The organism is Allobosea sp. LjRoot9 (assembly GCF_964252745.1).
In the GTDB taxonomy this organism is placed as follows: Bacteria; Pseudomonadota; Alphaproteobacteria; order Rhizobiales; family Beijerinckiaceae; genus Allobosea.
This window is the reverse complement of record NZ_CAXUPC020000013.1, coordinates 58,548-71,376: the sequence shown is the minus strand read 5'-3', so window position 1 is coordinate 71,376 and position 12,829 is coordinate 58,548. Positions and strand designations below refer to the sequence as shown.

Genomic DNA, 12,829 nt, shown 5'->3' with positions numbered 1-12,829 from the left:
GGGACATGCTCGTCGTTCTGGCCGCCGGTGGCACCGGCGGCCATCTCTTTCCGGCCGAGGCGCTGAGCCATGCGCTGCATGCGCAGGGAGCGCGCGTCGTGCTGATGACCGATACGCGCGCCGCCGAATATGCCGGCAATTTTCCGGCCGAGGCGGTGCATGCCGTCCAGGCGGCGACGCCGTCGGGCCGCTCACCCCTGAAGATGGCAGGCGCGCTATTGACGCTGGCGAAGGGTGTGTTCGCGGCGCGGAGGATCGTCAAGGAGCTCAAGCCCGCGATCGTCGTCGGATTCGGCGGCTATCCGACAGTCCCTCCGGTGCTCGGCGCCTCGCTTGCGGGCGCGCGGACGCTGATCCACGAGCAGAACGCCGTGATCGGCCGTGCCAACCGCTTCCTGGCGGGTCGAGCCGACATCATCGCGACGGGCTTCGCCGAAGTCGGCGGGCTGTCGGCCTCGGCCAAGGCGAAATGCCGCCAGGTCGGCAACCCGGTTCGCCCCGCCGTGATCGAGGCGGCCTCGCCCTATGCTGCTCCCGGCGACGGCATGCTCAATCTGCTTGTCTTCGGCGGCAGCCAGGGTGCACGGATCATGGCCGATATCGTGCCGCCGGCGGTCCAACTGCTGACCGACGCCGAGCGCGCGCGCCTGACCGTGATGCAGCAGGCCCGGCCGGAGGATGACGAGCGGGTGCGCCGCATCTATGCCAGCGCCGGGGTCAAGGCCGAGATCGCGCCCTTCTTCACGGACCTGCCGGCGCGGATGGCCAAGGCGCATCTCGTCATCGGGCGCGCCGGTGCCTCGACCGTGGCCGAGCTGACCGTGATCGGCCGGCCGGGGATTCTCGTGCCGCTGCCGGGCGCGCTCGACCAGGACCAGGCAGCCAACGCCGCAGTGCTGGAACGCGCCGGCGGCGCGATCCGTATCCTGCAGTCCGAATTCACTCCGAGACGGCTGGCGAGCGAACTCTCCGGCCTGCTTGCCGACCCCAACCGCTTGACGGCGATGGCGGGCAACGCCAAGAGCGCCGGCATTCCCGATGCGGCCGAACGACTCGCCCGCCTCGTCATCGACGTCGCTGCGTCCTAGAGGCTGTACAGCCTCTAGTCTCCACAGGAGTTTCCCGATGAAGCTGCCGCCAAAGCTCGGCTCCATCCATTTCGTCGGCATCGGCGGCATCGGCATGTCCGGCATCGCCGAGGTGCTGCACAATCTCGGCTACAAGGTGCAGGGCTCGGACGCCGCCGACGGCGCCAACGTCAAGCGCCTCGCCGACAAGGGCATCAAGACCTTCGTTGGCCACAAGGCCGAGAATCTCGGCGAGGCCGAGGTCGTCGTGGTCTCGACCGCGATCAAGCGCGACAATCCCGAACTCATCGCCGCGCGCGAGCAGCGCCTGCCGGTGGTGCGCCGTGCCGAAATGCTGGCCGAGCTGATGCGTCTGAAGAGCTGCATCGCCATCGCCGGCACGCATGGCAAGACGACCACCACCTCGCTTGTCGCGACGTTGCTGGAAAAGGGTGGGCTCGACCCGACCGTGATCAATGGCGGCATCATCAACGCCTATGGCACCAATGCCCGCATGGGCGAGAGCGACTGGATGGTGGTCGAGGCCGACGAGTCGGACGGCACCTTCCTGAAGCTGCCGGCCGATGTCGCGATCATCACCAATATCGACCCCGAGCATCTCGACCATTTCGGCACGTTCGACGCGATCAAGGCGGCCTTCCGCAGCTTCGTCGAGAACCTGCCCTTCTATGGCTTTGCGGTGATGTGCATCGATCATCCGACCGTGCAGGGGTTGGTCGGGCAGATCGAGGATCGCCGCGTCGTCACCTATGGCGAGAATCCGCAGGCCGATTTCCGCCTGATCGACATCGACCTCTCCGGCGGCCAGGCCAAGTTCACGCTCCTGATCCGCGACCGCAAGCGCGGCCGCGACGAGGTCGTGCGTGACCTGATCATGCCGATGCCGGGCCACCACAACGCGCTCAACGCCACGGCTGCGATCGCGGTCGCCTATGATCTCGGCATCCCGGTCGAGAGCATCCGTGCGGCTCTCGCCGGCTTTGGCGGGGTCAAGCGGCGCTTCACCAAGACCGGCGAATGGAATGGCGCGCTGATCTTCGATGATTACGGCCACCACCCGGTCGAGATCGCCGCCGTGCTCAAGGCAGCGCGTGCCTCGACCAAGAGCAAGGTGATCGCCGTCGTGCAGCCGCATCGCTACACCCGGCTCTCCAGCCTGTTCGACGATTTCGCCGCCTGCTTCAACGACGCCGATACGGTGATCGTGGCCGAAACCTATGCGGCCGGCGAGACGCCGATCGCCGGGGCCGACCGCGATTCGCTGGTCTCAGGCATCAAGGCGCGCGGGCATCGTCATACGCTGGCGCTTGAAGGCCCCGACAAGCTGGCCGGCATGGTGGCCGAGTTCGCTGGGCCGGGCGACTATGTCGTGCTCCTGGGCGCCGGCAACATCACGCAATGGGCCTATGCGCTGCCGGGAGAGCTGGCGGCGCTGGGTTGATCCTTCCCCCTTCGGGGGAGAACCGCTAAAGCGACCCTTATGACCTTCCCCGACATCACGCCCGATCTCCGCAGCGCTGCGCCGCAATTGCGCGGCCGGCTTCTGCCCAATCACGACATGTCCGGCCTGACCTGGTTCCGCGTCGGCGGGCCGGCGCAGATGCTGTTCACGCCGGCGGATGAGGAGGATCTGGCTCATCTGCTGGCGAGCCTGCCGGCCGAGATCCCCGTCACCGTGGTTGGGCTCGGCTCGAATCTGATCGTGCGCGATGGCGGCATTCCCGGCGTCGTGATCCGGCTCGGCGGCAAGGCCTTCGGCGAGATTTCGCTGGAGGCGGGCGACCGCCTGCGCGCCGGCACCGCCGTGCCCGACGTCAAGGTCGCGCGTGCGGCGGCCGACGCCTCACTCGACGGGCTTGCCTTCTATCGCGGCATTCCCGGCTGCATCGGCGGGGCGCTGCGCATGAATGCCGGCGCCCATGGCGGCGAGACGACCGATGTGCTGGTCGAGGCGCGCGGCGTCACCCGTAAAGGCGAGATGGTCACGCTGAGCCATGCCGATATGGGCTTCACCTACCGCAACAGCGCGGCAGAGACCCATGAGATCATCTTCACTTCGGCGCTGTTCCAGGGCCGGCCGGGCGATCAGGCGGCCATCTTCGCCGAGATGGACCGGGTTACGGCGGCGCGCGAGGCAGCCCAGCCGATCAAGGAGCGTACCGGCGGCTCGACCTTCAAGAACCCGCAAGGCGGCAAGGCCTGGCAATTGATCGACGCGGCCGGCTGCCGTGGCCTGCGCATCGGCGGGGCGCAGGTGTCCGAGATGCACTGCAACTTCCTGATCAACACCGGCGGCGCCACGGCGGCCGACATCGAGGGGCTGGGTGAAGAGGTCCGGCGCCGGGTGAAGCAGAATTCCGGCTTCGAGCTGCAGTGGGAGATCAAGCGGCTCGGCGTGGCGGGCTAGAACTCGCTGTTGTCGCGGGGGAACCGCGCCATCTCTTAACGCTGCATTAACCATGATGGGTCGAGGTTCGCCGTAACAGGGAGCCATGACCCCGATGACCAAACACGTCGCAGTGCTGATGGGCGGATGGTCCGTCGAGCGGGAGGTCAGCCTCAGCAGCGGCACGGCCTGCGCCAAGGCGCTGGAGAGCGGCGGCTTCCGCGTCACGCGCATCGATGTAAAGCCGGACATCGCCCAGGTGCTCGCCGATCTGCGCCCCGATGTCGCCTTCAACGCGCTGCATGGCCGTTTCGGCGAGGATGGCCTGATTCAGGGCGTGCTCGAGATTCTGCGCATTCCCTACACACATTCGGGCGTGCTCGCCTCGGCGCTCGCGATTCGCAAGGATAAGGCGAAGCTCGTCGCCGCGGCGGCCGGCGTGCCGGTGGCGCATGGAATCGTGGTTTCCCGCTTCGATGCGGCGAAAAAACACGTTCTGCAGCCGCCTTACGTGCTCAAGCCGATCAATGAGGGCTCCTCCGTCGGCGTCGTGATCGTCAAGAAGGGCCGCGCGCACCCGCCGCAGGAAATCGCCCGCGAGGACTGGCCCTGCGGCGATACGCTGTTGGCTGAAAGCTTCATCACGGGGCGCGAGCTGACCTGCGCCGTCATGGGAGGCAAGTCGCTGGGCGTGACCGAGATCCGGGCCTCGACCGGGGAGTTCTACGACTACGATGCGAAATACACGAAAGGTGGTTCGATCCACATCTGCCCGGCTCAAATTTTACCAAAAATTTACCAGCAGATCGAAGAGTGTGCGTTAACGGCGCATCAAGCAATCGGGTGCCGGGGCGTTAGCAGGTCTGACTTCCGCTATGACGACGAGACCGACACTCTCGTCTGGCTGGAAGTCAACACGCAGCCCGGCATGACCGAAACGAGCTTGGTGCCCGAATTGGCCGCCCATGCGGGCATGAACTTCGGTGAACTCGTCAAATGGATGGTGGAGGACGCCTCCCTCGATCGGTGAATGCGGTGATGGCGACAGCCACCTCCCGCTTGCCGGTCCCTGCCGCCGGGCCGCAACTCCTCGTCGGAGAGCGGTCTGGGCGCTGGCTGCGCCGCTCGCGGCGCAGCGCGGTCGCGGTGCCTCTGGCGCAGCGCCTGCCGCGCCGCATCGGCACCTGGCTCGCGCTTGGTTTCCTGAGCCTGAGCATCGGTGCGGGCAGCGTTCTGGGCGGCCATGTCGAAGCATTGCGCCGGGCTTATGGCGAGCCGCACCACATGCTGGCCCGGCTGGTCGGGCTCGGCATCGACCGCGTCACGATCTCGGGCCTCACGGAGCTGTCCGAGGTCGAGGTCCTGGTCGCCGCCGGGATCGATCCGAAGATCTCGCTCGCCTTCTTCGATGCCGACCAGGCCCGCAAGCTCCTGGAGGCGACGCCGCTGATTCGCGAAGCGACGGTCCGCAAGCTCTATCCGGGCGAGATCTCGATCACGCTGGTCGAGCGCGAGCCCTACGCGCTCTGGCAGGTCAAAGGCGACCTGTTCGTGATCGCCGCCGACGGGACGGTGATCGACAAGATGGATGACGGACGCTTCGCGCATCTGCCGCTCGTCGTCGGGCCCGGCGCCAATCTGCGCGCGGCCGAATACATCGCGCTGCGTGGCGAGGCCGGGCCGCTGGCGGCGCATATCCGGGCGGCGACGCTCGTCTCCGGACGCCGCTGGACGCTCAAGCTCGACAACGGAATGGATGTGCGCCTGCCCGAGATTCAGCCTGGCGTCGCGGTGAAGCGGCTCGCCGGGCTCGAAAGCGATTTCCGCGTGCTCGACAAGGATCTGCTCGCGATCGACCTGCGCCAGCCCGACCGGGTGGTGATGCGATTGTCGGAAGAGGCGGCCAGCGCCCGCGCCGAACAGCTCAAGAGCAAGACCAAGAAGAAGGGAGGCGAAGCATGAATCTGACCTCCCAGGGCCTGACGCCGCGGATGCGGCCCTTGTCGTCGCGCAAGAGCGCGACCTTGTCGATTCTGGACATCGGCACCAGCAAGGTCGTTTGCCTGATCGCCGAACTGAACCCGGCCGAGGCCAATGAACGGCTGCGCGGTCGCACCCATGTCGCGCGCATCATCGGCATCGGCCATCAGCGTTCGCTCGGCCTCAAGGGCGGGGCGATCATCGATCTCGAAAGCGCCGAGCGGGCGATCCGCGCAGCGGTCGACGCGGCCGAGCGCATGGCCAAGGTCGAGGTCCAATCGGTCATCGTCAACCTGACCGGCGGCCGGCTCGGCTCCCAGCATTATGCCGCGGGCGTCGATCTGCGCGCCGGCGCCGTCGGCGACAGCGACGTCAAGCGCGTGCTGGCCGCGGCCGCGATGCATGCACTCAAGCCCGGCAAGGCCGTGCTGCATGCGCTCCCCACCGGCTATGCGCTCGACGGCTCGCCCGGCGTGCTCGATCCGCGCGGCCTGATCGGCGGCAAGCTCTCGGTCGACATGCATGTCGTCGCCAGCGAAGCCTCAGCCGCGCGCAATGTCATGCTCGCGGTCGAGCGTTGCCATCTCGAGGTCGAGGCGGTCGTCGCGACACCTTACGCATCTGGCCTCTCCGTGCTGGTCGATGACGAGGCCGAGATGGGCGTTGTCGTGGTCGATATGGGCGGCGGCACGACGAGCCTCGGGGTCTTCTCCGGCGGCCATCTGATGCATGCCGACGCGATCGCGGTCGGCGGCAACCACATCACCATGGACGTGGCGCGCGGGCTCTCCACCCGCGTCTCGGCAGCCGAGCGCCTGAAGACGCTGCACGGCTCGGCGATCTCAAGCGCCTCGGACGAACGCGACATGATCTCCGTGCCGCAGGTCGATGACGACGAGCGCGACATGCCCAACCACCTCGCGAAGTCGCATCTGGTGCGGATCATCAAGCCGCGCGTCGAGGAGATCCTCGAACTGGTGCGCGACAGGCTCAGCAATGCCGGCTTCTCCGCCCAGGCGGGACGTCGCGTCGTGCTGACCGGCGGCGCCTGCCAGCTCACCGGCCTGCCGGAGGCGGCGCGCCGCATCCTCGGTGGCCAGGTCCGCACCGGCCGGCCGCTCGGCATCAAGGGCTTGCCGGAAGCGGGCAAGGGGCCGGCCTTCGCGGCGGCTGTCGGGCTCCTGGTCTATCCGCAGGTGGCGCATGTCGAGCATTTCGAGCCGCGTGCCAGCTCGGCTTATTTCGCCACGGGAACGGACGGGTATTTCTCCCGCGTCGGCCGGTGGCTGAAGGAAAGTTTCTAAGGGGTAACGGTGCGTCGGGGCGTTCTTCCGGCGGCGCCAAGTGTCAATCGTAGCAATCGGGACGGCTCCCGCCAGGCGCCGGACAAGGATCAAAAGAGGCAACCATGGCGATGAATCTGCAAGCCCCGGACATCCGGGAACTCAAGCCCCGGATCACGGTGTTCGGTGTTGGTGGAGCCGGCGGCAACGCCGTGAACAACATGATCGAGGCCGGTCTCGACGGCGTCGACTTCGTGGTCGCCAACACGGACGCCCAGGCGCTGGCGCTCAGCCGCGCCTCGCGCATCATCCAGATGGGCCTGCAGGTCACCGAAGGTCTTGGCGCCGGCTCGCAGCCTGAAGTCGGGCGCGCGGCGGCCGAAGAGGTCATCGACGAGATCCGCGACCATCTGGCGGGCGCGCATATGGTCTTCATCACCGCCGGCATGGGCGGCGGCACCGGCACGGGTGCTGCTCCCGCGATCGCCCGCGTCGCCCGCGACATGGGCATCCTCACCGTCGGCGTCGTCACCAAGCCGTTCCAGTTCGAGGGCCATCGCCGCATGCGCATGGCGGAAGCCGGCATCGGCGAGCTGAACGAGGCGGTCGACACGCTGATCGTGATCCCGAACCAGAACCTGTTCCGCGTCGCCAACGAGACCACCGGCTTCGCCGACGCCTTCGGCATGGCCGACCAGGTGCTCTATTCCGGCGTCGCCTGCATCACCGACCTGATGGTGCGTCCAGGCCTGATCAACCTCGACTTTGCCGACGTGCGCGCCGTGATGCGCGGCATGGGCAAGGCGATGATGGGCACCGGCGAGGCGCAGGGCGAGAAGCGGGCTCTGTCGGCCGCTCAGGCCGCGATCAACAACCCGCTGCTCGACGACGTTTCGATGAAGGGCGCGCGCGGCCTGCTGATCTCGATCACCGGCGGGCGCGACATGAAGCTCTATGAGGTCGACGAAGCCGCCACCCGCATCCGCGAGGAGGTCGATTCCGAGGCCAACATCATCGTCGGCGCGACCTTCGACGAATCGCTCGAAGGCATCGTGCGCGTCTCGGTCGTGGCGACCGGCATCGACAAGCCCGTCACCACGCAGGCCGAGATGGACGAGACCGAGGCCCGCATCGCCCAGGTCGCCGAGCGCCTGAAGGCGGAAGCCCGCCTGCGCAGCACCAGCGCTCCGGTGCGCGGCTTCACGCCGCCGCCGGCGCCCGAGCCTGTCATGGACCTGCGCATGCCGCAGCAGGCCGAGCCGCTGCGCGCCCCGGCGCCCGCTCCGATCACCGAGGACATCCATATCGAGCCGGTCCAGCCGCGCGCGATGATGCCGGCGGCGCCGGCACCCGAGCCGATGCTGTCGGTCCCGCAGCAGGCCATGCCGGAGAGCAGCTTCATCCCGCCTTCGCCGGAGCGCGCCGTGATCCGCCCGACGCGGATGCCCCGCATCGAGGATCTGCCGGTGCCGGCGCAGAACCAGATCGCGGCCCAGCGTGGCGCGCAGTCGGCTCCCCAGCCGCCGAACTCCGCCGACCAGAAGCGGATGTCGCTGATGCAGCGCCTGGCCTCGGTCGGCTTCGGCCGCAAGGAGGATGAGGCTCAGGAGCCGCAGGCTCCGCTGCGCCAGGCTCCGCAGCCTCCCGCCGCGGCGCCCGCGCCGAGCGCGGCCCATGCCGAATATATGCGCCGTCCGGCGCCGCCGGCCGCGCGCCCGGCGCAGGGTCAGCTCGACCAGATGGGTCGCGCCGCCCCGAATCGCAGCAGCGAGGAAGACCAGCTGGAAATCCCCGCCTTCCTGCGCCGCCAGGCAAACTGACCTTAGGGCAGTTCTTCCGCCTCCGTTACAAAGCCCGGTGCGCTGCAGCGAACCGGGCTTTGTTCATGTCTGGAAAACCATATTTATCAACGGGATGATCAGTTTTTCCTGGCTTTGTGAGGGCTGTAACACAGCGAAAGAAAGCGTGATTTTGTCACCCTGTCCGAAGCGCTTATGTTGCATCTGCACTAACGGGGACATTGGCGCAGGGCTTCGGCCAGGGGTTTGATGTCCGAGGCATCGCAGCGACGGTCGGTTCGGGAGCCATGTCAGGCTCCGCCACGTTCCCGGCGATCAGGATTGGATACCAGATGAGCTTCGATCGGCAGACGACACTGCGCGCCCCTGTGACCTTGACCGGGATCGGCGTGCACTCCGGAGCACCCGCCACCATTTGCTTGAAGCCCTCCAGCGCCAATTCGGGCGTGGTCTTCCTGCGCAAGGGGCTCGACGCCGAGCCGGCGCAATTGATCCACGCCAAGCACACCAAGGTCAGCGCCACCGAGCTTTGCACCGTGATCGGTGACAAGGCTTCGGCTTCGGTCGCGACCATCGAGCATCTTATGTCGGCCTGCGCCGGCCTTGGCCTCGACAACGTGCTCGTCGAGATCGATGGCCCCGAGATGCCGATCATGGACGGCAGCGCCACCGAATTCGTGAACGCGATTGAGTCTGCCGGCGTCACGACGCTGCAGGCCGCCCGGCGCTACCTCAAGATCCTGCAGCCGGTGCGCATCGAGCATGGTCGCGCCTTCGCCGAATTGCTTCCGTCGGATCAGGAGGGCTTCCGCCTCGATGTCGAGATCGATTTCGACACCACGGTGATCGGCCGCCAGCGCAAGGTCTTCGACCTCGAGCCGGTGGCTTACGCCCGTGAGATCTCCCGTGCGCGGACCTTTGGCTTCATGCGCGATGTCGAGCAGCTCTGGAAGGCAGGCTTCGCGCTCGGCGCCTCGCTCGACAACACGGTCGCGATCGGTGACGACAAGGTCATCAATCCCGAAGGCCTGCGCTATGCCGACGAGTTCGTGCGCCACAAGGTGCTGGACGCGATCGGCGATCTTGCGCTTGCCGGCTATCCGATCCAGGGCGAGTTCCGCTCCTATTGCGGCGGCCATCGCATGAATGTCCGCATCCTGGAGGCGCTGTTCGCCGACCGCGCCAATTACGCGATCGTCGAGGCCGAGCCGGTTTACGCCGCTCCGCGTGCGGTCCAGATGGCGGCGGCCGCGCCGGCTGCCTTCGCGCCGGATTTGCACTGACGCGCGCTGCTAAGACGCGTCTGCGCCTTCCATTCGCCTGCTTTCTGTCGAATGTACGCTGCTGGAATCGACTCGCACCGGATGTTAGCGGGGGCGACAGGTTCCGCGCCGCTATCGCCACTCCTCCGGTTGTTCCGGATCATGCGTCTCGTTTTCGACGGTGGCGCGCGGGCGGCGTCTGAGGTAAGGCATGCTTCCCCATTAAGCGGGGACGATCGAAAGAGGACAGACGACGTGAGCGTCAAGCGGCTGACCATTCCGACAATCCATCGCGCCGGATCTATGCGCAGCAGCACGGGCCTTGCTCTCGGCGTCGCCCTGATGCTCGGCGGCTGCGATACGCTGTCGAACATGAATCCCTTCGACAAGCCCGAGGTCTACAAGCCCGAGGTCGTCGCTGACGTTCCCGCCGACAGGCTCTATAATGAGGGCTTGGCGCGGATGCAGAACGGCGACAGCGAGGGCGCGACCAAGAAATTCGGCGAGATCGACAAGAATGCGCCGTTCTCTCCCTTCGCCAAGAAGGGCTTGATCCTGTCCGCCTATACGAACTACCAGGCGAGCAAATGGGACGACGCGATCACCGCCTCGAAGCGCTTCATCGCGCAGAACCCGGCGAGCCCTGACGCTGCCTATGCGCAGTATCTGATGGCGATGTCCTACTATAACCAGATCCCGGACGCGACGCGCGACCAGGAGCGGACGGAGAAGGCGATCGCCGCCTTCGACGAGCTGCTGCAGAAATACCCGAAGTCGGAATATGTCGTCGACGCCAAGGAGAAGGTCCTCGTCGCGCGCGACCAGCTCGCGGGCAAGGAGATGAATGTCGGGCGCTTCTATCTGGAGAAGCGCAACTACACCGGTGCCGTGAACCGCTTCCGCGATGTCATCACCAAGTACCAGACCACGCGCCATGTCGAGGAGGCGCTGATGCGCCTGACCGAGGCCTATATGGCGCTCGGCATCACCAATGAGGCGCAGACGGCGGCGGCCGTGCTCGGGCATAACTTCCCCGACAGCCCCTGGTACAAGGACGCCTATGTGCTGCTCGAGAGCGGCGGCCTCCAGCCGCGCGAGGATCGCGGTTCCTATATCAGCCAAGCTTTCAATGGCTTTTCGCGCGTCGTGACCGGCATTGTTGGATTCGGCACCCGCTAGAGACAAGGCAGGCATGAAGGTCGCCAGCGCATGTTCCGTCGTTTAAGCCTGCGCTAAGCGCCATGCTGGCGCAGCTCTCGATCCGTGACATCGTTTTGATCGACCGGCTCGATCTGAGCTTCGGCGATGGCCTGAGCGTGCTGACCGGCGAGACCGGCGCCGGCAAGTCGATCGTGCTCGATGCCTTCGCGCTCGCCTTGGGCGGGCGCGGCGATGGCGGGCTCGTGCGCCATGGCGAGACGCAAGGACAGGTCGGAGCGGTTTTCGACCTGCCGATGCAGCATCCGGCGCGGCTCTTGGCGCAGGCGCAGGAAATCGACACGGATGGCGACCTGATCCTGCGGCGGGTGCAATATGCCGACGGGCGCACGCGCGCCTTTGTCAACGACCAGCCGGTCAGCGTCCAGATCCTGCGGATGATCGGCGCGGCCATCGTCGAGATCCACGGCCAGCATGACGACCGCGCCCTGACCGACCCGGCGCAGCACCGCCTCATCCTCGACGGTTTCGGCGGGTTGGAAAGCCAGTCCGCTGCGGTGGCTGAGGCTAGCGAGACGCTGAAGCGCGCACGCCAGGCCTTGCAGGCGCAACGTATCCGCGTTGAGGCCGCGCGCAAGGAGGCCGATTTCCTGCGCCATGCGGTTCAGGAGCTCGGCAAGCTTGCGCCACAGCCCGGCGAGGAAGACAGCCTCGCGGGGACCCGGCAAGGCATGATGCAGGCGGAGAAGGTCGCGCGCGACCTGATCGACGCACATGAGGCCGTGGGTGGGCAGGGCTCCCCGGTGCCGGCGCTCGCCGCCGTGCTGCGTCGGCTGGAGCGCCGTGCCGCTCAGGCGCCGGGCCTGATCGATCCGTCGCTCGCCGCACTCAACACCGCGCTCGTCGCGCTGGAGGAGGCGTCCGAGACGCTGGCTGCGGCGATGCGCGCTGCCGAATATGATCCGCGCGAGCAGGAGCGCGTCGAGGAGCGCCTGTTTGCCCTGCGCGCCGCTGCGCGCAAATACGACGTACCCGTCGACGGCCTGGCCGTGCTCGCCGAGAGCATGGTTGCCGATCTCGCGGCCCTCGACGAGAGCGAGACCTCGCTCGGCCGGCTCGAGGCGGAATTGCGCGAGGCGGAGGCTGCCTTCGTCAAGCTGGCGAAGGCCTTGTCGGCAGAGCGCAAGCAGGCTGCGGCCAGGCTCGACGGCGCGGTCAAGGCGGAATTGCCGCCATTGAAGCTGGAGCGGGCGCGCTTCATCACCCAGATCGACACAGACGAGGCGGCGCGCGGGCCTGAAGGCTTCGACCGCGCCGAGTTCTGGGTCGAGACCAATCCCGGCACGCGGCCTGGCCCGATGATGAAGGTCGCTTCCGGCGGCGAGCTGTCGCGCTTCATGCTGGCGCTGAAGGTGGTGCTGGCCGAGCGCGGCTCGGCCCCCACGCTGGTCTTCGACGAGATCGACACCGGTGTCGGCGGCGCGGTCGCGGATGCGATCGGGGAGCGCCTGGCGCGATTGGCGCAAAAGGTCCAGGTCATCTCGGTAACCCATGCGCCGCAAGTCGCGGCCAAGGCCGGGCAGCATTTCCTGATTGCCAAATCGGCGCTCGAGGGGGACAGCGCCTCGCGCACCGTCACCCGCGTTTCGGCGCTGGCCGATCAGGCGCGGCGCGAGGAGATCGCCCGCATGCTGGCGGGTGCGAGCATCACCGAGGAGGCGAGGGCGGCGGCTGGGCGCTTGCTGAACGCCGCGGTCGCGCAGGCCTGATTACAGCGCCGTACCTGAAGCTTGCTGCCTTAGCTCTGAAACATGCCGTCATTCCGGGGCGATCCGAAGGATCGAGCCCGGAACCCAGAATCGCAGGTGGTGAC

10 protein-coding genes are annotated in these 12,829 nt (G+C 67.2%); all 10 read left to right on the top strand.

Annotated features, from left to right (window positions below):
• The first annotated feature begins 5 nt into the window (after positions 1–5).
• The 10 genes from murG (at position 6) to recN (ending at position 12,725) form a co-directional block, all read left to right on the top strand.
• Positions 6–1,088: an undecaprenyldiphospho-muramoylpentapeptide beta-N-acetylglucosaminyltransferase gene (gene murG, locus ACSQ3P_RS29785; protein ID WP_436169043.1), complete on the top strand. Its 1,083-nt coding sequence runs from the start codon at positions 6–8 to the stop codon at positions 1,086–1,088.
• Positions 1,089–1,125: 37 nt separating this feature from the next.
• Positions 1,126–2,529 (top strand): UDP-N-acetylmuramate--L-alanine ligase, encoded by a 1,404-nt coding sequence (murC, locus tag ACSQ3P_RS29780; RefSeq protein WP_436169042.1) that lies wholly within the window; start codon positions 1,126–1,128, stop codon positions 2,527–2,529.
• A gap of 39 nt (positions 2,530–2,568) precedes the next feature.
• A complete protein-coding gene (gene murB, locus ACSQ3P_RS29775) occupies positions 2,569–3,495 on the top strand; it encodes a UDP-N-acetylmuramate dehydrogenase (protein WP_436169041.1) in 927 nt (308 codons plus the stop codon).
• 94 nt (positions 3,496–3,589) lie between these two features.
• Positions 3,590–4,504 (top strand): D-alanine--D-alanine ligase, encoded by a 915-nt coding sequence (locus ACSQ3P_RS29770; RefSeq protein WP_436169040.1) that lies wholly within the window; start codon positions 3,590–3,592, stop codon positions 4,502–4,504.
• Positions 4,505–4,512: 8 nt separating this feature from the next.
• Positions 4,513–5,436 (top strand): cell division protein FtsQ/DivIB, encoded by a 924-nt coding sequence (locus ACSQ3P_RS29765; RefSeq protein WP_436169039.1) that lies wholly within the window; start codon positions 4,513–4,515, stop codon positions 5,434–5,436.
• Positions 5,433–6,758, top strand: coding sequence for a cell division protein FtsA (gene ftsA, locus ACSQ3P_RS29760; RefSeq protein ID WP_069692498.1), 1,326 nt, complete (start codon positions 5,433–5,435; stop codon positions 6,756–6,758). The genes ACSQ3P_RS29765 and ftsA overlap by 4 nt, the downstream gene beginning before the upstream one ends.
• Positions 6,759–6,862: 104 nt before the next feature.
• The gene (gene ftsZ / locus ACSQ3P_RS29755) at positions 6,863–8,557 is read left to right on the top strand and encodes a cell division protein FtsZ (protein WP_436169038.1); all 1,695 of its coding nucleotides are present in this window, start codon (positions 6,863–6,865) and stop codon (positions 8,555–8,557) included.
• 311 nt (positions 8,558–8,868) lie between these two features.
• Entirely contained in the window at positions 8,869–9,819 is a 951-nt protein-coding gene (gene lpxC, locus ACSQ3P_RS29750) for a UDP-3-O-acyl-N-acetylglucosamine deacetylase (RefSeq protein WP_436169037.1), read from the top strand.
• A 282-nt stretch (positions 9,820–10,101) separates the two neighbouring features.
• The gene (locus ACSQ3P_RS29745; RefSeq protein ID WP_436169147.1) at positions 10,102–10,977 is read left to right on the top strand and encodes an outer membrane protein assembly factor BamD; all 876 of its coding nucleotides are present in this window, start codon (positions 10,102–10,104) and stop codon (positions 10,975–10,977) included.
• Between the two features lie 62 nt (positions 10,978–11,039).
• Positions 11,040–12,725, top strand: a complete 1,686-nt coding sequence (gene recN / locus ACSQ3P_RS29740) for a DNA repair protein RecN (RefSeq protein ID WP_436169036.1) — start codon at positions 11,040–11,042, stop codon at positions 12,723–12,725.
• The last annotated feature ends 104 nt before the right edge of the window (positions 12,726–12,829 follow it).